At 70.7% G+C, this 20,879-nt stretch carries 13 protein-coding genes; 9 read left to right on the forward strand and 4 right to left on the reverse strand.

The window, feature by feature from the left end; genetic code table 11:
• The 4 genes from CCR97_RS17025 to CCR97_RS17040 form a co-directional block, all read left to right on the forward strand.
• A partial coding sequence (locus CCR97_RS17025; protein WP_207199498.1) for a tetratricopeptide repeat protein occupies positions 1-1,228 on the forward strand: 1,228 nt, incomplete at its 5' end.
• Positions 1,225-1,749, forward strand: coding sequence for a cytochrome c maturation protein CcmE (gene ccmE / locus CCR97_RS17030; RefSeq protein ID WP_111359705.1), 525 nt, complete (start codon positions 1,225-1,227; stop codon positions 1,747-1,749). The genes CCR97_RS17025 and ccmE, both read left to right, overlap by 4 nt.
• A complete protein-coding gene (locus CCR97_RS17035) occupies positions 1,746-3,725 on the forward strand; it encodes a heme lyase CcmF/NrfE family subunit (protein ID WP_111359706.1) in 1,980 nt (659 codons plus the stop codon). Before ccmE ends, CCR97_RS17035 begins: the two co-directional genes overlap by 4 nt.
• Before the next feature lie 5 nt (positions 3,726-3,730).
• Complete coding sequence (locus tag CCR97_RS17040) at positions 3,731-4,201, forward strand: cytochrome c-type biogenesis protein (RefSeq protein WP_111359707.1); 471 nt, start codon at positions 3,731-3,733, stop codon at positions 4,199-4,201.
• A gap of 280 nt (positions 4,202-4,481) precedes the next feature.
• Here CCR97_RS17040 and corA read toward each other — a convergent pair whose 3' ends face one another.
• Positions 4,482-5,531, reverse strand: coding sequence for a magnesium/cobalt transporter CorA (corA, locus tag CCR97_RS17045; RefSeq protein WP_111359708.1), 1,050 nt, complete (start codon positions 5,529-5,531; stop codon positions 4,482-4,484).
• A 283-nt stretch (positions 5,532-5,814) separates the two neighbouring features.
• On the opposite strand from corA, the gene CCR97_RS17050 reads away from it, so the two are divergent.
• The 4 genes from CCR97_RS17050 (at position 5,815) to CCR97_RS17065 (ending at position 13,056) form a co-directional block, all read left to right on the forward strand.
• Positions 5,815-7,398, forward strand: a complete 1,584-nt coding sequence (locus CCR97_RS17050) for a Do family serine endopeptidase (protein ID WP_420826081.1) — start codon at positions 5,815-5,817, stop codon at positions 7,396-7,398.
• 493 nt (positions 7,399-7,891) lie between these two features.
• Complete coding sequence (locus tag CCR97_RS17055) at positions 7,892-8,569, forward strand: response regulator transcription factor (RefSeq protein ID WP_170145678.1); 678 nt, start codon at positions 7,892-7,894, stop codon at positions 8,567-8,569.
• On the forward strand, positions 8,553-10,076 hold the full coding sequence (locus CCR97_RS17060) for a sensor histidine kinase (RefSeq protein ID WP_111355445.1): 1,524 nt from the start codon (positions 8,553-8,555) through the stop codon (positions 10,074-10,076). Before CCR97_RS17055 ends, CCR97_RS17060 begins: the two co-directional genes overlap by 17 nt.
• A gap of 31 nt (positions 10,077-10,107) precedes the next feature.
• Entirely contained in the window at positions 10,108-13,056 is a 2,949-nt protein-coding gene (locus tag CCR97_RS17065; RefSeq protein WP_420826082.1) for a bifunctional [glutamine synthetase] adenylyltransferase/[glutamine synthetase]-adenylyl-L-tyrosine phosphorylase, read from the forward strand.
• Between the two features lie 15 nt (positions 13,057-13,071).
• On the opposite strand, the gene CCR97_RS17070 is transcribed toward CCR97_RS17065, so the two are convergent.
• Positions 13,072-14,010 (reverse strand): LysR substrate-binding domain-containing protein, encoded by a 939-nt coding sequence (locus CCR97_RS17070; protein WP_170145677.1) that lies wholly within the window; start codon positions 14,008-14,010, stop codon positions 13,072-13,074.
• Between the two features lie 200 nt (positions 14,011-14,210).
• On the opposite strand from CCR97_RS17070, the gene CCR97_RS17075 reads away from it, so the two are divergent.
• A complete protein-coding gene (locus tag CCR97_RS17075) occupies positions 14,211-15,488 on the forward strand; it encodes an MFS transporter (RefSeq protein WP_244670510.1) in 1,278 nt (425 codons plus the stop codon).
• A gap of 99 nt (positions 15,489-15,587) precedes the next feature.
• Here the strand turns inward: CCR97_RS17075 and CCR97_RS17080 are convergent, their stop codons facing one another.
• Both CCR97_RS17080 and pepN read right to left on the reverse strand, forming a co-directional pair.
• Positions 15,588-17,969: a sensor histidine kinase gene (locus CCR97_RS17080; protein WP_111355441.1), complete on the reverse strand. Its 2,382-nt coding sequence runs from the start codon at positions 17,967-17,969 to the stop codon at positions 15,588-15,590.
• A 208-nt stretch (positions 17,970-18,177) separates the two neighbouring features.
• Positions 18,178-20,829 carry an aminopeptidase N gene (gene pepN, locus CCR97_RS17085; protein WP_111355440.1) on the reverse strand — a complete coding sequence of 884 codons (2,652 nt, stop codon included), beginning with the start codon at positions 20,827-20,829 and terminating at the stop codon, positions 18,178-18,180.
• Positions 20,830-20,879 lie beyond the last annotated feature (50 nt).

A 20,879-nucleotide genomic window follows, 5' to 3' on the forward strand; every position in this document is an offset into this window, starting at 1 on the left:
CTGGTACTTGGTCACCGGATCGCCCGAGATGCCGGCCCAACCGCTCGCCGAGCGGCTCGCCCGCCTGCATGCCGGCAAGAGCGGCGAGACCGACCAGAACGCCGCCATGGCCGCCATGGTGCCGAAGGTCGAGGCGCATCTGCGCAGCAATCCCGAGGACGGCCGCGGCTGGGCCGTGCTGGCGCCCGCCTACATGCGGCTCGAGCGCTTCGACGACGCCGTGAAGGCGTACCGCAATGCCATCCGGCTCCTCGGCGAGACCGGCGACCGGGTGGCCGATCTCGGCGAGGCGCTGACCGGCCAGGCCGGCGGCACCGTCACGCCGGCCGCCAAGGCGCAGTTCGAGCGCGCCCTGGTGATCGACCGCGAGCATGTCTCCGCCGCCTATTACCTCGGCCTCGCCGCCCAGCAGGCCGGGCGGCCCGACGAGGCGCGCACGATCTGGCAGGGGCTCCTGGCGCGGGCGCCGGCCGACGCGCCGTGGGCGGGGTTCGTCAAGACGGCGCTGTCGCAGCTCGATCGCGGCAGCGTCGCGGCGCCGGGCGGCGTCCCCGACGACGTGCCGCAGGCCCTGACCGAGGACCAGAAGGCGATGGTGCGTGGCATGCTCGCCCAGCTCGCCGCCCGCCTCGAGAAGGACGGCTCCGACGTCGACGGCTGGCTGCGGCTGATCCGCTCCCACATGGTGATGCGCGAGACCGACAAGGCCCGCGCCGCGCTCGCCGAGGCGCGCCGGGCGCTCGCCGACATGCCGGACCGGCTGGTGCGGCTGGAGGCCGAGGCGAAGCCCTACCGGCTCGATGCCGGCGTTTCGACCGCGCCGGCGGCATCGGCCGGCCCGCGCGTCGCCGCGCCGGCGCAGGGGACCGGCATCGCGCTGCCGTCGCTGCCGGCCCCCGCCCGGTCCGGCGCGCCCGCGGGTGCCTCCGGTCCGGCTGGCGGCGAGCAGTCGGCCTCGGCCGGCGCCGACTACGACGAGACCATGCGGGGCCTGATCGATCGCCTCGCCAAGAAGCTCGCGGCCGACGGCAGCGACGTCGACGGCTGGCTGCGCCTGGTGCGCACCCACATCGCGCTCGGCGAGCGCGACCGCGCGACCGCCGCCGCCGCCGACGCGCGAAAGGCGCTCGCCGGCGCGCCCGAGAAAATCGCCCGCATCGATGCCGTCGCGAAGGAACTCGGGCTGCCCGAGCCGCGACCCGCGTCCGGTTCCGGAGTCGTGCAATGACCCGCAAGCAGCGTCGTTTCGCCCTGATAGCCGGCAGTGTCGCCGTCCTGGCCGTGGCGGTTGGCCTCATCCTCAACGCGCTCACCGACTCGATCGTGTTCTTCAACTCGCCGACCGACGTGGTGGAGAAGAAGGTGCAGCCCGGCACGCGGCTGCGTATCGGCGGCCTCGTCGCCCCCGGCTCGGTGGAGCGCGGCGAGAATCTGGCGGTGCGCTTCCAGGTGACCGACGGCGCCAACACGATCGCGGTCGCCTACAAGGGTATCTTACCGGATCTGTTCCGCGAAGGGCAGGGCGTGATCGCCGAGGGCGTGCTCGACGGCGCCGGCGTCAAGGCCGACAGCGTGCTCGCCAAGCACGACGAGAAGTACATGCCGCGCGAGGTCGCCGACGCGCTGAAGAAGCAGGGCCACTGGCAGGCCGACTACGACAAGGGCAAGGCCCCCGCCGCCGCGCCGGCCGCGGCACCCGGCCCGCAGTCGTCGGTGGCGCCCGCCGCCACGGGAGCCGCGACGCGATGATCCCGGAGCTCGGCCACTACGCTCTCGTCCTGGCGCTGGCGCTGGCGCTCGCCCAGGCCATCGTGCCGCTGATCGGCGTGCGCACCGGCGACGACGCCCTGATGGCGGTGGCGAAGCCGACCGCGCTGGTGCAGTTCGGGTTCGTCGCGCTCTCCTTCGCGGCGCTGACCGCGAGCTACGTCGTCTCCGACTTCTCGGTCGAGAACGTCGCGGCGAACTCGCACTCCACCATGCCGCTCGTCTACAAGTTCACGAGCGTCTGGGGGAACCACGAGGGCTCGATGCTCCTGTGGGTGCTGATCCTCGCGCTGTTCGGGGCGATGCTCGCGGCGCTCGGCCGCAACGTGCCGGCCGTACTGCACGCCGCCGTGCTCTCCGTCCAGGCAATCGTCGCGATCGCCTTCTATCTTTTCATCCTGATCACCTCGAACCCGTTCGCGCGGCTCGCCCAGCCGCCCTTCGAGGGCCGCGACCTCAACCCGATCCTCCAGGACATCGGTCTCGCGATCCATCCGCCGCTTCTGTACGTCGGCTATGTCGGCTTCTCGGTCGCCTTCTCGTTCGCGGCCGGCGCGCTGCTGATCGGCCGCATCGACGCGGCGTGGGCGCGCTTCGTGCGGCCGTGGATCCTGATCGCCTGGATCTTCCTCACGCTCGGCATCGCGATGGGCTCGTACTGGGCCTATTACGAGCTCGGCTGGGGCGGCTGGTGGTTCTGGGATCCGGTCGAGAACGCCTCGCTGATGCCGTGGCTCGCCGGCACGGCGCTCCTCCACTCCGCGCTGGTGATGGAGAAGCGCGACGCCCTGAAGGTGTGGACCATCCTGCTCGCCATCCTCACCTTCTCGCTGTCGCTGATGGGCACGTTCCTGGTCCGCTCGGGCGTGCTCACCTCGGTGCACTCCTTCGCCACCGATCCGACCCGCGGCGTGTTCATCCTCGGCATCCTGGTCGTGTTCATCGGCGGCTCGCTGACGCTGTTCGCCTGGCGCGCCCCGATGCTGCGGCAGGGCGGCCTGTTCGCCCCGGTGTCGCGCGAGGGCTCGCTGGTCTTCAACAACCTGTTTCTCACGACCGCCTGCGCGACCGTGTTCGTCGGAACGCTGTACCCGCTGGCCCTGGAGGCGCTGACCGGCGCCAAGATCTCGGTCGGCGCGCCGTTCTTCAACATGACGTTCGGCCCGCTGATGGTGCCGCTCCTGATCGCCGTGCCGTTCGGCCCGCTGCTCGCCTGGAAACGCGGCGACCTCTTGGGCGTCGCGCAGCGGCTGGTCGCCGCCGCGGCCGCCGCCGTGCTGGCGCTGGTGATCACCTTCGCGGTGCAGGGCGGACCCGTGCTGGCGCCGCTCGGCATCGGGCTCGCCGTGTTCGTGATCACGGGGGCCGCGACCGACGTCGCCGAGCGCATCGGCCTGTTCCGGCTGCCGGCCGGGACCACTTGGCGACGCGCCGTCGGCCTGCCGCGCTCGGCCTGGGGCACGGCGCTCGGCCATGCCGGGCTCGGCGTCATGCTGCTCGGCGTCGTCGGCGAGTCGCAGTGGAACATCGAGCGCATCACGGCGATGAAAGCCGGCGACGTTGCCACTGTCGGCCGCTACGAGCTGGTCTTCGACGGGCTCGACCAGCGCGAGGGCCCGAATTATCGCGAGCTGTCGGTGCGCTTCTCGGTGCGGGAGGGCGGCGTCAAGATCGCGACGCTGTCGCCCGCCAAGCGCGCCTTCACGCATCGCGAGATGGCGACCACCGAGGCCGCGCTGATGCGCCACGGCGTCGGCCAGCTCTACGTCTCTCTCGGCGACCTCAACCCGGACGGCTCGGTCGCCGTGCGGGCCTACGACAAGCCGCTGGTGCTGCTGATCTGGATCGGCACCATCGTGATGTCGATCGGCGGCGGCCTGTCGCTGTCCGACCGGCGCCTGCGCGTCGGCGCACCGCGCCCCTCCAAGGCGAGGCTCGCCGCCCAGCCGGCGGAGTGAGCGCGATGAAGAAACTCGTGTCACCGTTTCTGGTCGCGCTCGTCCTCTCTCTCGCCGCCCCGGCGCTCGCCGTGCAGCCCGACGAGATGCTGAAGGACCCGGCGCAGGAGCAGCGGGCGCGGGACATCTCGCAACATCTGCGCTGTCTGGTTTGCCAGAACCAGTCGATCGACGATTCCGACGCCGGGCTCGCCCGCGACCTGCGCCTGCTGGTGCGCGAGCGGATCGAGAAAGGCGACAGCAACAGCCAGGTGATCGACTATCTGGTCGCCCGCTACGGCGAGTTCGTGCTCCTGAAGCCGCGCTTCTCGTGGCAGAACGCGATCCTGTGGGTCGCGCCCGCCCTGATCCTGCTCGCCGGCGCGATCGGCTTCGGCGTGATGCTGCACCGCCGCCGCGACGCCGCCGAGCTGGCCGCCACGGCGCCGCTCAGCGACGAGGAGAAGAAGAAGCTCGCCGAGCTGACGAAGGGGTAGGTCGCAGCCGTAGGGTGGGCAAAGGCGCGCGAGCGCCGTGCCCACGCGGTCGTCAGAGGTGGTAGTCAGAAGCGGTCGTGAGCCGCGCGTGGCGGTCGATGGTGGGCCCGCTTCGCTTCGCCCACCCCAGCGCTTCCTCCTCGTCATTCCGGAAGCTGCGAAGCGGCTGTCCGGAATCCATAACCCCGGCTGATTTGTTTCGGAAGCACAGGGTTTATGGGTTCCGGGCTCCGGCCTTCGGCCGGCCCCGGAACGACGGAGCCCGCGTCTCGGAATCCTGCTACAGCCACCCCACCCGGCGGAACCACCAGAACAGCGCCGAGCAGCTCGCCAGGATGCCGCCGACCACGACGTAGTAGCCCCAGACCCAGTCCAGCTCCGGCATGTGCTTGAAGTTCATGCCGTAGATGCCGGCGACCGCGGTCGGCACCGCGAGGATGGCGGCCCACGCCGCGAGCCGCCGGGTGATCACGGTCTGCTGCATCTGTCCGACCATCAGCCCGGCTTCGAACGCGAAGGCCAGGACCTCGCGCAGCGTGTCGATCTCCGACTGGACGCGCTTGATGTGGTCCGTGACGTCGCGGAACAGCGGCTGCAGGTTGGGATCGATGGCGGTGAGCTTGGAATGCTCGAGCCGCTGGCAGACGTCGACCAGGGGACCTGCGGCGTTGCGCAGCCGCAGGAGGTCGCGACGCAGCGTGTAGAGCCGCTCGATCGATTCGGTGCCGAGGCTGTTCTCCAGCACCCGGTCCTCGATCTGCTCGACCTCCTCGGTGATCGCCTCCAGCACCGGGGCGTAGTTGTCGACGACGAAGTCCAGCACCGAGTAGAGGATGTAGTCCTCGCCCTGGATCAGCATGTCGGGCGAAGCCTCGCAGCGCCGCCGGATGTCGGCATAGGAGCGCGAGGCGCCGTGCCGCACGCTCACCACGTAGCCGTGGCCGACGAACAGATGCGTCTCGCCGAACGCGACGCGGCCGTCGACCATCTGGGCCGTGCGGGCGACGACGAACAGCGTGTCGCCGTACTGCTCGAGCTTGGGCTGCTGGTGTGCCTTCTCGGCGTCCTCGATGGCGAGCGGGTGCAGGGCGAACTGGCGCTGCACGGCGGCGAGAAGCTCGTGGTCGGGCTCGTAGAGGCCGATCCACACGACATGGCCGGGTCGCTGCGCGAAGCTCCCGGCCTCCTCGACCGGGATGTCGGCGAGGCGCTTTCCGTCGCGATAGACGACGGCGTTGACGAGGCCGTGCACGTCGCCGTCGGGCGGCCGCGGCGCAGTGAGGGCGGCAGTCGCGGGCGCGTCGCGCCGGTCCGGCAGGGTCTCGGTCATGCTCGCTCTCCGCGGCCCGGCCGGGGCGACCGCCGCGACGCGCGCGGCCGGAACGGCGGGCCGCCGATGTAACCCGGCGGGGCGCCGGCGCCAAGCCGGGGTCCCGGGGAGCCTTCCTGAATCCGTCCAACTGATTGAATTACAGCCACTTTTGCTAGTTTCCCAGATTACCGAGTTTTAATCCGGCGGTCAGGACGCGGTAATCCGGCGATCTCCATCTTCTCCGACGACGGTGATGCGGTTCGCGCCGCCGAACGAGCCGAACGACGTGATGCGGAACGACATGACGCCGAACGACCTGAAGATGGAGCCTTCGATGAACGAGACCGAATCCCTGACCGGCAAGATGCGCAGCCTGGTGTCGGCGCGGCGCCTGGCGCTGCTCGCGACGGTCGGCGCGCTCGGTGCCGGCGTGCTGTTCGTCAATCCCGACTTCGTGCCCGGCAGCCGCCAGGCGGCGCTGCTCGCCCCCGCCTACGCCCAGAACACCCAGCGCCCCGCCGGATTCGCCGACATCGTCGACAAGGTGAAGCCGGCCGTGATCTCGGTGAAGGTCAAGGTCAGCGAGGACCGGCCGCGGGTCGGCACCCGGGGCGAGGATCCGTTCGGCCAGGGCTCGCCCTTCGAGTTCTTCTTCCGCCGCTTCGGCCAGGGCCAGGACGGCATGCCGGACCAGCCGCAGAACCCGCGCCGCCGGCAGTTCTCGACCGGCCAGGGCTCCGGCTTCTTCATCACGCCGGACGGCTTCGCCGTGACCAACAATCACGTGGTCGACAAGGCCGACAGCGTCCAGGTGACGACCGACGACGGCAAGACCTACACGGCCAAGGTGATCGGCACCGATCCGCGCACCGACCTCGCGCTGATCAAGGTCGACGGCCGCACCGACTTCCCCGCCGTCGCGCTCGGCGACAAGGCGCCCCGCATCGGCGACTGGGTGCTGGCGGTCGGCAATCCGTTCGGCCTCGGCGGCAGCGTCACGGCCGGCATCGTCTCGGCCCGCGGCCGCGACATCGGCGCCGGCCCCTACGACGACTTCCTCCAGATCGACGCGCCGGTGAATCGCGGCAACTCGGGCGGCCCGAGCTTCGACATGGACGGCAACGTGGTCGGCGTGAACACGGCGATCTTCTCGCCGTCCGGCGGCTCGGTCGGCATCGCCTTCGCGATCCCCGCCGACACGGTCCGCACCGTCGTCGCCCAGCTCAAGGACAAGGGCAAGGTGTCGCGCGGCTGGATCGGCGTGCAGATCCAGTCGGTCACCGACGACATCGCCGACAGCCTCGGCCTCAAGACCGACCAGGGCGCGCTGGTCGCCGAGCCGCAGTCCGGCAGCCCGGCCGCCAAGGCCGGCATCAAGTCGGGTGACGTGATCACGGCCGTCAACGGCGAGCCGGTTAAGGACTCCAAGACCCTCGCCCGCACCATCGGCATGATGGCGCCCGGCGCCACCGTGAAGCTCGACGTCTTCCGCAACGGCAAGACCGAGACGCTGAACCTGACGCTCGGCGAGCTGCCCAAGGAGCAGCGCCTCGCCTCGCGCGGCGACGGCGACGGCGAGCGCTCCGGACGCAGCGGCGACACCAAGGTGCCGCGCCTCGGCCTGACGCTGGCCCCGGCCGGCGCGGTCGCCGGCGGCGGCAGCGAGGGCGTGGTCGTCACCCAGGTCGACCCCGACGGGGCGGCCGGCGACCGGCTCAAGACCGGCGACGTCATCCTCGACGTCGGCGGCACGACCGTGAACTCCCCGGCCGACGTCCGCAAGGCGCTCGGCGAAGCCCAGACGGGCGGCAAGAAGACCGTCCTGATGCGCGTCAAGACCGGCCAGAACACCCGCTTCGTCGCGGTGCCGCTGGCCAAGGGCTGACCGCCGCCTCGGGGCGCTGCCGTCGGTCCTCGAGTCGCCCCGGCCCGGCAGCCCCCGAACACGGGACGGTCTCGGCCGTCCCGTCTGTCTTCCCGCCGAGGGCCGGCTCGCCGGCTCTCGGTTTGCAAAACAAGGCCCGCCGGCCTGCCGGCCGCTGTCCCTCGCGACGAGGACCGGGAGGGGCGCGCCCGTCCCGCCTGCCATCTGACGGTTCCGGCATATCCTCGCCCCGCCGGGCTGTCGGAGGAGGGGACGGCGGTCCGCCGTCGTCCCCTTTCCGCTCCGCCCGGCGGCTTGCCGGGCGATCCGCCCCCGGCGCGGTTGTCATGGCGTCGAGGGCTCGCTACTTCTCCGGATGGAGCCGCCCGTGTCACCCGTGTCCACGTCACCCGTGCTCGTGTCGCCTTTGTCCGGGTCGCCGATGCAGCGGATGCCGACGGTCGAGGCGCCTCCCGAAGGGACCGCCGGCGGTCCCGAGGCCAAGGTTCACACCATGCGCCTGTTGATCATCGAGGACGATCGCGACGCCGCCGACTATCTGGTCAAGGCGCTGCGCGAGGTCGGTCACGTGGCGGATCACGCCGCCGACGGCGAGGAGGGCCTGGCGCTCGCCAGCCACGAGACCTACGACGTCCTGATCGTCGATCGCATGCTGCCCAAGCGCGACGGCCTCTCGGTCATCGGCGCGCTGCGGGCCAAGGGCGCTACGGTTCCGGCCCTGATCCTGTCGGCGCTCGGCGCCGTGGACGATCGCGTCAAGGGGCTGCGCGCCGGCGGCGACGACTATCTGGCGAAGCCGTACTCGTTCGCCGAGCTGCTCGCCCGAATCGAGATTTTGGCGCGGCGCCACGGCAGCCGCGAGGAGACGGTCTACCGGGTCGGCGATCTCGAGCTCGACCGGCTGTCGCACCGGGTCACCCGCGGCAAGGAGGAGATCGTCCTGCAGCCGCGCGAGTTCCGTCTGCTCGAATACCTGATGAAGCACGCCGGCCAGGTGGTCACCCGCACCATGCTGCTGGAGAACGTGTGGGACTATCACTTCGATCCGCAGACCAACGTGATCGACGTGCACGTCTCGCGCCTGCGCTCGAAGATCGACAAGGGCTTCGCGCAGCCGCTCCTCCACACGGTCCGCGGGGCCGGATACATGATACGTGACGGCGCTCGCTAAGCTCCTCAAGACCACGGTCTTCCGCCTCACCCTTCTGTACCTTTTGGTGATGGCGCTGTTCGCCGCGTTCCTGCTCGGCTATTTCGCCCTCAACACGCGGCGGCTGATGAACGAGCAGATCGTCCGCACGGTCGAGACCGAGACGGACGAGCTGATCCGCCAGTACGAAGCCGCCGGCCTGCGCCGCCTCCTCTTCATCGTCGAGAGCCGCGGCAACCAACCGGGATCGAGCCTCTATCTCGTGACGACGCCGACCGGCGGCGGCATCGCCGGCAACGTCGCCTCGCTGGAGGCGGGCGTGATCGAGCGGTCCGGCTGGGTCGAGACCAGCTATCGGCGGCTGGAGGAGCCCGACGGCGGCGACCACACGGCGCTCGTCAAGGTGACCGAGCTGCCCGGTGGGTTCCGCTTGCTGGTCGGCCGCGATCTCGCCGAGCGCGAGCACCTGTTCCGCATCGTCGCCACGGCGGGGCGCTGGTCGGTGGCGATCGTCGTCGTCCTCGGCCTCGTCGGCGGCGTGTTCGTCAGCCGTCGGGTGCTGCGCCGGATCGACGCGATGACCGACAAGGCGCGCGTCATCATGGCCGGCGACCTCGCCGGGCGGCTCCCGGTCGCCGGCTCCGGCGACGAGCTGGACCGCCTGGCGACCAGCCTCAACACCATGCTGGAGCGCATCGAGACGCTGCTGCGCGGGCTCAAGGAGGTCACCGACAACGTCGCCCACGACCTCAAGACGCCGCTCACCCGGCTGCGCAACCGCAGCGAGGCGGCGCTTCGGAATGCGTCGAGCGAGGCCGACTATCGCCAGGCGCTCGAGGCCGTCATCGAGGAATCGGACGGCCTGATCCGCACCTTCGAGAGCCTCCTGATGATCGCCCGGGCCGAGTCAGGGGAGCCGCGTGCCGACATGGTGGTGTTCGATGCCGCCGCGATCGCCCGCGATGTCGGCGAGCTGTACGAGCCGCTCGCCGAGGAGAAGGGGCTCGCCCTGCGGGTCGAGGCGGCCGAGGCGGCGCCGATCCGCGCCAACCGCGAGCTGATCGGCCAGGCGCTCGCCAACCTGATCGACAACGCCATCAAGTACGCGGCCGAGGCGGACGCCGCGCACGGCACCGCCGTGGCGCCGGCCGGCCTCCCGATCGCCGTGGGCGCCGGCGCGCCGGAGGACGGTGCGACCATGGTGGCCGAAGCTCCGCCCCAGGTGCCGCCCGACGTGCCGCCGATGTTCCCGCCGCCGCCGGCCGACGTGGTGGTGGCGGCCGCGACGATCGGCGACCGGATCGAGATCTCGGTCGCCGATCGCGGCCCCGGCATCGCCGCCGCGGATCGTGCCCGGGTGCTCGAACGCTTCGTCCGGCTGGAGAAGAGCCGCTCCAAGCCGGGCTCCGGGCTCGGATTGAGCCTTGCATCCGCGATCGCGCGGCTTCATGGAGGGGAGCTGCGGCTGGAAGACAATGCGCCGGGTCTTCGGGTCGTCCTCTCCCTCCCTCGTGCGGCGCCCGCCTGAAGGACCCCCTGTGGCGAACCAGCCGGCAGCGATAGCCGTCGAAGCAAGGTCCGCGACCCTCGCGGAGCGTCTCGTCCGTGCGCCCCTTCTGGTCGATGCGGAGGCAGCCCGGGCCGTCGTGGACGACTGGATCGCCGAGGCGGGGGAAGCCGGCACGGCCTTCGCGGGGATCGCGGCGGCGCATCCGCTGGTGCGCGCGCTGACCGAGGCGCTCGCCGACGGCTCGCCCTATCTGTGGGAGCTGATCCGGCGCGATCCGGCGTGCTTCGTCCGCCTGCTCGACCGCGATCCCGAGGCGCATCTGCGTGAGCGGATGTCGCAGACGTTCCGGGCGGTGTCGCAGAGCGCCGACGACGCCGAGGTGATGCGGCTCTTGCGCCGGCTCAAGGCGGAGGCGGCGCTGCTGATCGCGGCCGCCGACATCGGCGGCGTGTGGCCGCTCGCCCAGGTGACGCGGGCGCTGAGCGATCTCGCCGACACGGCGGTGCGGGCGGCGGTGCGCCACCTGCTGCTCTCCGCCATGCGGGCCGGCAAGCTGGTGCCGCGCGACCCCGATCACATCGAGGAGCATTGCGGCTACGTCGTCTTCGCCATGGGCAAGGGCGGCGCCCACGAGCTCAATTACTCGAGCGACATCGACCTGATCGTCTTCTACGACCCGGCGGCGCCGCTCGCCCCCGACATCGAGCCGGGTCCGCAGTTCGTGCGGATGACCCGCACGTTGATCAAGCTGCTGCAGGAGCGCAACGGCGAGGGCTACGTGTTCCGCGTCGACCTGCGCCTGCGGCCCGACCCGGCCTCGACCCAGGTCGCCGTCTCGGTGCCGGCGGCGCTCGACTACTACGAGAGCGTCGGCCAGAACTGGGAGCGCGCCGCCTTCATCAAGGCGCGGCCGGTCGCCGGCGACCTCGCGCTCGGCGGCCTCGTGCTCAAGGAGCTGACGCCGTTCGTCTGGCGCAAGTATCTCGACTTCGCGACGCTCGCCGACGTGCACGCGATGAAGCGCCAGATCCACGCCTACAAGGGGCACGGCGACATCGCGGTCGAAGGCCACAACGTCAAGCTCGGCCGCGGCGGCATCCGCGAGATCGAGTTCTTCGTGCAGACCCAGCAGCTCATCGCCGGCGGCCGCAATCCCGGCCTGCGCGGCCGCGAGACGCTGGAGATGCTGGACGCGCTCGCCGAGGGCGGCTGGATCGCGCCGGAGGCGGCGATCGAACTCGCCCGCGCCTATCGGTTCCTGCGCGAGGTCGAGCACCGGCTGCAGATGGTCGCCGACGAGCAGACCCACAATCTGCCCTCCGACCGGCCGGCGCTGGAGCGCTTCGCCCGCTTCCTCGGCTACGCGAGCCGCGACGCCTTCGCGCACGCGCTGCTCGCCGAGCTGAACGTCGTCCAGCGCCATTACGGCGCGCTGTTCGAGCACGCCGCGCTGCGCGCCGCCGAGCAGCGCGGGCTCACCTTCCCGCCCGACCGCGACGACAAGGAGACGCTCGACAAGCTCGGCGCCATGGGGTTCCGCACCCCACTCGAGGTGTCGACGACGGTGCGGCGCTGGCTCTCCGGCGCGCCGCGGGGCTTGCGCGGCGAGGCGGCGCGCAGTCACTTCGCCCAGCTCGTGCCGATGCTGCTCGACCAGCTCGCGGCGGCCGAGAATCCCGACGCCGCGGTGCTGGCCTTCGACCATTTCCTCGCCGGCCTGCACGGCGGCGCGCGGCTGTTCGCGCTCCTCAATCAGAACCCGGACCTGGTCGCGCTGGTCGGCCTGCTGCTCGGCACCGCGCCGCGCCTCGCCGACATTCTCGCCGCCCACCCGCAGGTGATGGACCCGCTGATCGACCCGGCGTTCTTCGGCGCGCTGCCCGACGCGGGGAGGCTCGACGAGGAACTGGAGCGCTCGCTCGCCCAGGCGCGCTCCGACGAGGACTTCCTCGACCGCGTGCGGTTGTTCGGCCAGGAGCACATGTTCCTGATCGGGGCCCGCATCCTGTCCGGCACCGTGTCGGCCGTGCAGGCCGGCGACGCCTTCGCCGGGCTCGCCGACGTCGTCATCAAGGCGCTGCATCGCTCCGTCGAGGCCAGCTTCTCGCGGGTCTACGGCCGCATCCCGAAGGGCGAGAGCGCCGTCCTGGCGATGGGCAAGCTCGGCGGTCGCGAGATGACGGCGTCGTCCGATCTCGATCTGATCGTCATCTACGATTTCGACGAGGCGCATCCCGAATCCGACGGCGAGCGCTCGCTCTACGGCAGCCAGTATTTCGCCCGCTTCACCCAGCGGCTGATCAACGCGCTCACCACCCAGACCAATCACGGCCGGCTCTACGAGGTCGACATGCGGCTGCGGCCGTCCGGCCGCTCCGGCCCGGTCGCCACCTCGCTCGCCGCCTTCCGCGACTATCAGCGCAGCGACGCCTGGACCTGGGAGCACATGGCGCTGACCCGCGCCCGCGTCGTCTCCGCCTCGCCCGACTTCGCGCGCGCCGTCGAGCAGGCGATCCGCGCCGTGCTGTGCGTGCCGCGCGACGCGAAGACCATCGCGGGCGACGTCGTCGAGATGCGCCGCGCCATCGCCACCGAGAAGGGCGACGGCGACCGTTGGAACCTCAAATACGTCGCCGGCGGGCTCGTCGACATCGAGTTCGTCGCCCAGTATCTGCAGCTCGTCCACGCCGCGAAGACGCCGGCGATCCTCGACACCTCGACCATCCGGGTGCTGGAGAAGGCGGCCCGTCTCGGCTTCCTCGCGGTCGAGGACGCAGAGGTGCTGCGTCCCGCGGCGCGCCTCTATCACGACCTCACCCATGTGCTGCGGCTGTGCCTGCCGGGCGCCTTCGAGCCGGAGAAGGCGGGGGCCGGTCTCCTCGCGCTGCTCACCCGCGCCGCCGACGTGCCCGACTTCGCCACCCTCGAAGCCCATCTCGCCGAGACCCAGGAGCGCGTCCGCGCCAGCTTCGTGCGGGTCTTGGGGGAGGAGCCGTAGGGGCGACGCGGCGCCTCACGCCACCGGCGTGGGTAGACGGTCGGGCTCGGCGAAGGTCTCCAGCACCCAGTCGCGGAACAGGCGGACGGCCTCGTCTGCGCCGCGCCCGTGCGGCACCGTGACGAAGTAGCCGGAGGCGGAGCGGAGGCTGTGCGCCCACGGTGCCACCAGGCGCCCGCGCGCGAGATCGTCCGACACCACCGGGGTTCGCCCCATCACCACGCCGATGCCGTTCGCCGCCATCTCGAAGCACGAGTAGAGCAGATCGCAGGCGACCTCGTCGGCGAAGACGAGGCCCGGCACGCCGGCCGTCTCCAGCCACAGCGGCCAGTCGTCGCGCAGCAGCAGCGGCGTCGTCGTGCGGATGACGCGGTGGCGCGCGAGCTCGGCCGGATCGAGCGGCAGCGACCGACCGTCGACCTGGGCCTCGCTGCACACCGGGAAGATCCGCTCGTAGCTGATCCGGTCCGCATCGTGGCCGGCGAACGTCCCGAGTCCGTAGCGGATGGCGACGTCGAGCCCCTTGAACGGCCCGCTGCCGTCCCGGTCGCCCTGATCGTAGGGGTTGAGGGTGCGCAATCTCACGTCGAGGCCGGCATGCCGGCGCAGGAAGCCGTCGATGCGCGGTGCCAGGCATTTCAGCATGAAGGTGCCGGGGCAGCCGACGATCAGCGTGTCGGCGGCGCTACGGGCCACCCGGTCGGTCGCGTGAGCTATGCCGACGATCATGGGGCGTATGTCGGCGAGGTATTGCTCGCCCGACGGGGTCAGCCGAATCGTCCCGCCCTTGCGGACGAACAACGGCATTCCGAGCAGGGTCTCGAGCTTGCGGATCTGATGACTGATCGCCGTCTGGGTGAGATTAAGCTCGACGGCGGCGCGTCCGAAACTGCAATGCCGGGCGACCGCCTCGGCGGCGCGCAGGCAGGCGATCGAGGGAAGGCGTCCGGGCATCCGGCGACGCTCTCGGCAGAGTGCGAGCCACATGACGTTTCGTCATGAGGCAGATGGTAATTATCATTTGCCAACCCCGGTTCAAACAATTTCGATCGCCCGGTTTTCATCGAGGAGCGCTGGGCGAGATGACGAATTTTCAGCAAGGACACGCACCGAGAGCAGTCGCCGCGGTGCGCGACGAACCGTGGTATTCGGGATTGACGCCGCGTCATTGGCGCATCCTGTGGGGCAGCTATCTCGGCTGGATCTTCGACGGCTTCGAGGCGTTCGCGCTGGTGGTCGCGCTGCCGTCGGCGCTGCGAACGCTGCTGACACCCGAGCAGGCGCAGACGCCGGCCTTCTACGCCGGCACCGCGATCGGCATCACGCTGCTCGGATGGGGCATCGGCGGGCTCCTCGGTGGCGTCCTGTGCGACTACATCGGCCGCAAGCGGATGATGATGCTGTCGGTGTTCTTCTATGCGCTGTTCACGGGGCTGACATGCTTCAGCACCTCGTTCGCGATGCTCGCCTTCATGCGGTTCATCACCGGCATCGCCATCGGCAGCGAGTGGAGCACCGGCATCGCGCTGGTCTCGGAGACGTGGCCGGACCGGGCGCGCCCGAAGGGCTGCGGGTTCCTCCATTCCGGGTTCGGCGGCGGCGCGCTGCTCGCGTCCGCCGTGTGGTTCCTGCTCGCCACCTATCAGCCGCTCGGCACCGAGAGCTGGCGGCTGATCTTCGTCGCCGGAGCGCTGCCCGCGTTCTGCGTGCTCTATCTGCGGCGCGCCCTCGACGAGTCCGAGAAGTGGGTGGCCGCCGTCAAGGCGCAGAAGCTCGCCGCCGCGGGACGTGACGGCGAGGGCGGCCGGCCGTTCACCCTCACCGAAATCTTCCGCGATCCGGAGAGCCGCCGCCGCGTGTTCCTGACCACCGGCCTCGCCTTCGCGACCACGGTCGGTTGGTGGGCGGTGTCGAGCTGGATGCCGGCCTACACCGAGCAGCTCGCCAAGGCCGCCGGCGAGCCGGCCGGCGTGTGGGCGCCGCGGATGTCGCTCGTCTACAACGTCGGCGCCGTGTTCGCCTACATGGCGTCCGGCTTCATCGCCGACGCGATCGGCCGGCGGCCCTACATGCTGCTGACCTTCGCCGGCTCGCTGGTGCTGTCGATCCTCACCTACACGTGGCAGGGCGACCTCGTCACCTTCATGGTGATCGCGTTCTTCAACGGCATCTTCACGCTCGGCTTCGGCTTCAGCTGGATGGCGATCTATCTAGTCGAGCTGTTTCCGACCGCGGTACGGGCGACGGCGGCGGGCTTCATCTTCAATGCCGCGCGGCTCGTCGCCTGGGTGTTCCCGATCATCGCCGGGGCGCTGGTGGCCAGCCTCGGCGGCCTGTCGAGCGCGGCCCTAACCATGGCGAGCGTGTTCGTGCTCGGGCTGATCCTGCCGTGGTTCATGCCGGAGACGGCCGGCAAGCCGCTCCCGGACTGAGATTCTCACGTAGACCAGGACCAAGCAGGCGACGACGCGCTCCGATCCGACGGGTCGGGGCGCGTTTTTTCGTGGCGATGGAATGCGCGTCGTGTCGGCTCACCCGCAGCTGCGGATCGGCGGGGTCGTCTCGCGGTCCTTGCTGTAGAGCGCGGCGTCGAAGCGGCGGGCGGCCGCCTGCAGGGCGTCGATGCCGGCGCTCGGCTTGCGCGTCCCGCCGATCGGCAGCCGCACCACCACGATGGTGCCCTTGCTGGGCGTCGAGCGCAGCCGCATGGAGCCGTGGTGCAGCTCGACCAGCGACTTGGAGATGGCCAGCCCGAGGCCCGAGCCCTGGTGGCTCTTGGTGAACTGGTCCTCGACCTGCTCGAACGGCCGGCCGAGCCGGGCCAGTGCCTGGCGGGTGATGCCGATGCCGGTGTCGGCGATGGCGATGACGACGTCGTCGCCGCTGCGCCGGCCGTGCACCCGCACCTCGCCGCCCTCCGGTGTGAACTTCACGGCGTTGGAGAGGAGGTTGAGCACCACCTGCTTGACGGCGCGGCGGTCGGCGACGAGGCCGATCTCCGGCGCGATGCACGAGGTGACGGTGAGCGACTTGTCCCGGGCGCGCTTCGACACCACCCGGATCGCCTCGCCAAGGATGCGGTCGGCGTCGACCGGCTCGAAGTCGAGACGCAGCCGCCCGGCCTCGATGCGCGACATGTCGAGAATGTCGTTGATGACGTCGAGCAGATATTGGCCGCTCTCGCGGATGTCACGGCAGTACTCGTCGTAGCGGTCGACGCCGAGCGGGCCGAACAGCCGCGCTTCCATGATCTCGGAGAAGCCGATGATGGCGTTGAGCGGCGTGCGCAGCTCGTGGCTCATGTTGGCGAGGAACTTCGACTTGGCCTGGTTGGCGTCCTCGGCGCGGGTCTTCTCGGCGGCGTATTTCTCGGCGAGCTCGGAGAGCTGGCGGGCCTGGGTCTGCAGCGCCTGCTGGGAGTTGCGCAGATCGTTGATGGTCGCCATCAGGCGCCGCTCGCTCTCGATCAGCTTCTCCTCGTGGCGCTTGATCTTGGTGATGTCGGTGCCGACCGAGACGTAGCCGCCGTCCTTGGTGCGGCGCTCGCTGATCTGCAGCCAGCGGCCGTCGTCGAGCTGCGCCTCGAAGGTGCGGCCGCCCGTCGTCGCGCCGCTCTCGGCCACGATGGTGCGCACCACGTGCTGGCTGCCGGCGGCGAGCACGGCCTCGTAGGAGGTGCCGGCGACCACGGCCGAGTCGGACAGGTTGTACAGCTCCTGGAAATTGGAGTTGCACATCACGAGACGGTTCTCGGCGTCCCACAGCACAAAGGCTTCCGGCACCGTCTCGATCGCGTCGCGCAGCCGGATGTCGGCCGCGACCGTCTTCTCGACCAGGCTCTTCTGCTCGGTGATGTCGACCGCGATGCCGATCAGATGCACGCCGCCGTCGCCCTGGCGGATGATCTCGCAGCGGACCCGCAGCCACACCCAGTCGCCGCGGGCGTGCCGCATCCGGAAGGCGCGGTCGATCGCCCTGGTCTGGCCGTCGGCGATCTGCGCGGCGAGCCCGGCGAGGTCGACGTCCTGCGGATTGACCAGCGCCTCGAGGTCCTCGAACTCCAGGAGTTCGTCGCGGCATTCGATGCCGAGGATCGCGAACATCGAATGCGACCAGAAGATCCGGCCCGAGGCGAGATCCCAGTCCCACAGGCCGCAGCGGCCGCGGTTGAGCGCCGTGTCGATGCGGTGCCGCACCGTGTCGTGGATCAGGTCGGCCTCGCGGGCCCGCATCGCCTGCCAGTGGAAGGCGAAGCCGAGAATCAGGACGACGAAGCCGGTGGTCGCCGACAGGGTCACGGTCATGGCCGTGTCGGAGCGCCATCCGGCCGTGGCGTTCGCGGCCGGCGTGATCACGAGCATCCGGCCGAGCGGGGCGGGGAGGTCGCGCAGCGTGACGAGACCGCGGCCGCCCTCGGCGAGGTCGCTCTCGACCACGCTGCCGCGTCGTCCGAGCAGCGCCGCCCCGGCGATCGGGACGGCGAGTTCGGCGATGCGCCGGCCGCGGCCGCGCTCCGGCGGGGTCGAGGCGATCACGACGCCGGCCGCGTTGGCGACGAAGACGTCGCGGTCGCGCAGCATCGGGTCGGCGCCGATCGCCGCCGTCACCTCGTCCTGCAGCCGGGTCGGCGCGGCCGCCAGCGCGATGATCTCGAGCCGTTGCGCCAGCAGGGCGGCGACGAGCTCGAGCTCGTCGGCCGCCGTCGCCACGGCGCGTCGATGATTGTCGCGGATCTGCACCGCGGCGCCGGTCGCGATGGTGATCAGGAAGACGAGGATGAGAACCGGAACCGCCCGTCGAAGCACGGGCTCGGCGATCAGCAGTCGGCGGTACGCGGGCTTGGCGACGCTCTGCGCCAGAGCCTTGATGGAATCGGTACTCGCCGACGCGCTCGCACCGTGAGCGGGCGCCATCGCCAGCCTCCGTTCGGATCAGTCCTGAAAAGTGCCGGAAGGATGTGCCGCATCTCCCCGAACGGCGGCATTTGAATCGAATATTAACGATTTGTCGAGAGTCCCCGAATCGATTTCGGAGCCGCTTTTCGGGCTCGTGAAAAAGCCGAGTCATTTGAATCGCGTAGGCGCGGGGCGGGCACGCCCCGACGCCCGCGGGAGAGGCCCGTCAGCGCTCGCCGAGCGACCGCTCGACGATGTCGGCGAGATCTCGTGACAACGAGGGATTCGCGGCGACCCGTTCGAGCGTCGCGCGCGCCTTGTCGCGGCGCCCCGACTCCAGCGCCCGCCAGCTCCGAAACGCCGTCATCAGCCGCGCCGCGACCTGAGGATTGCGCCCGTCGAGGGTGAGCACCATGCCGGCGACGAAGTCGTAGCCCTTGCCGTCGGCGCGATTGAACTGAGTGTGGTTCGCCTGCGCGAACGAGCCGAGCAGGGCGCGCACCCGATTCGGATTGCCGAGCGAGAAGGCCGGATGGTCGATCAACCGCTCGACCCGCGCGAGCGTGCCCGGGTCCGGGATCATGGCCTGCAGGGCGAACCACTTGTCGATCACCAGCGGGTCGTCGCGGAAGCGCTCGGCGAAGTCGGCGAGCGCCGCCTCGCGCTCGGCCGTGTCGTGCAGGCTGAGCGTGCCGAGCGCCGCCATCCGGTCCGTCATGTTGTCGGCCTCGGCATACTGGGCGGCGGCGAGCGCCACGGCGCCGGCATGGCCGGGCGCCGCCAGGAGATCGAGGCAGACATTGCGCAGCGCGCGCCGTCCGGCGCTCGCCGCGTCGGGCGAGTAGGGGCCGTCGTCGCGCAGGCGGTCGTAGAGGACCCGCAGCGTCGGCGCGAGGTCGTTGCCGATCGCGCGGCGCAGCGCGTGGCGGGCGTTGAAGATCGCCTCGGGGTCGACGTCGCGGCCGATGTCGCGGGCGATGTCGCCCTCCGACGGGATCGACAGCACCTGCGCCACGAAGGCCGGCTCCAGCCGCTCGTCGCCGAGCACCGAGGCGAGCGCGTGGACGAGGCCGCCGTCGTGGCGCACCCCGCCGCCCGCCCGGATCACCGCGACGTTGCCGATCAGGATCTCGGAGGCGAGCGTCTGCACGGCCTGCCAGCGATTGAACGGGTCGGAATCGTGGATGGCGAGGAAGCGCAGATCGTCGCTGCCGAGGTCGGCCTTGATCTTCACCGGGGCCGAGAAGCCGCGGTTGAGCGACGGCACCACCGGCACCGTGATCCCGTCGAACACGAAGCGTTCGGCGGGCTTTCTGAGCACCAGCACGCCGCGCTCGACCGGGCCGTGCCCGCGGCGCACCAGCGGCACGTCGCGGCCGTCCGGTCCCACGAGACCCAGCACGAGCGGAATCTGCAGCGGCGACTTGACCGGCTGGCCCGGGGTCGGAGGCACCACCTGGGCGATGTCGAGCACCAGCGTGCCGCCCTGCGCGTCGTGGCGGCGCGTCACCGCGAGCTCGGGCGTGCCGGCCTGGCCGTACCAGAGCATGAAGTGGGAGAGGTCGGTGTCGCCCGCATCGGCGAAGCAGGCGACGAACTCCTCGATGGTGGCGGCGCGGCCGTCGTGGCGGGCGAAATAGAGATCCATGCCGGCCCGGAACGTCTCCGGTCCGAGCAGGGTCTTGAGCATGCGCACCACCTCGGCGCCCTTCTCGTAGACGGTCGCCGTGTAGAAATTGTTGATCTCGCGATAGGTCTCCGGCCGCACCGGATGGGCGAGCGGTCCCGCGTCCTCGACGAACTGATGGCCGCGCAGCACCCGCACGTCGGCGATGCGCTTCACCGGCCGCGAGCGCATGTCGGAGGAGAATTCCTGATCGCGGAAGACCGTCAGGCCCTCCTTCAGGCAGAGCTGGAACCAGTCGCGGCAGGTGATGCGGTTGCCGGTCCAGTTGTGGAAGTACTCGTGCGCGATCACCGCCTCGATATGGGCGAAGTCCGCGTCGGTCGCGGTCTCGGGCGAGGCGAGCACGTACTTGTCGTTGAAGATGTTGAGGCCCTTGTTCTCCATGGCCCCCATGTTGAAGTCGGCCACCGCGACGATGTTGAAGACGTCGAGGTCGTACTCGCGGCCGAACGCCTCCTCGTCCCAGCGCATCGACCGTTCCAGCGCGGCGAGCGCGTAGCCGGCGCGGTCCGCCTTGCCGGGCTCGACATAGACGGCGAGCTCGACGGCACGGCCCGACATCGTCGTGAACGTCGTGCGGCAGACATCGAGCCGCCCGCCGACCAGCGCGAACAGGTAGCAGGGCTTCGGGAAGGGATCGTGCCAGACGGCGAAGTGCCGGCCGGTGCCGGGCACGTCGCCGCGCTCGACCAGGTTGCCGTTGCCGAGCAGCACCGGCGCCTCGTCGCGGTCCGCCTCGATGCGGGTCGTGTAGACGGCCATCACGTCGGGCCGGTCGGGGAAATAGGTGATGCGGCGGAAGCCCTCGGCCTCGCACTGCGTGCAGTAGTTGCCGCTCGACCGGTAGAGCCCCATCAGCTTGGTGTTGGCCGACGGATCGATCTCGGTCTCGACCTCGAGCACGAAGGGGCCGGGCGGCGGCTGCGGTATGGTGAGACCGTCCGGGCCGGCCGCGTAGGCGGCCTCGGGCAGCGCGGCGCCGTCGATCGTGACCGACAGGGGCGTCAGCTCGTCGCCGTCGAGCACCAGCGGGGCCGGGCCGCGCGCCGCCGGATTGGGGCGCAGCGCGAGGCGCGCCTTGATCCGGGTGCGGTTCGGGTGCAGCGCGACATCCAGATGGACCGTGTCGACCAGCCAATCGGGGGGACGATAGTCCGAGAGGCGGATCGGGCGTGCATGTTCGGTGCGCATGAAGGTCCTCGGTGTCTGCGAACCCCATGTAATCCGGACGGCAGCGGAAT

It is taken from the genome of Rhodoplanes elegans (assembly GCF_016653355.1).
In the GTDB taxonomy this organism is placed as follows: Bacteria; Pseudomonadota; Alphaproteobacteria; order Rhizobiales; family Xanthobacteraceae; genus Rhodoplanes; species Rhodoplanes elegans.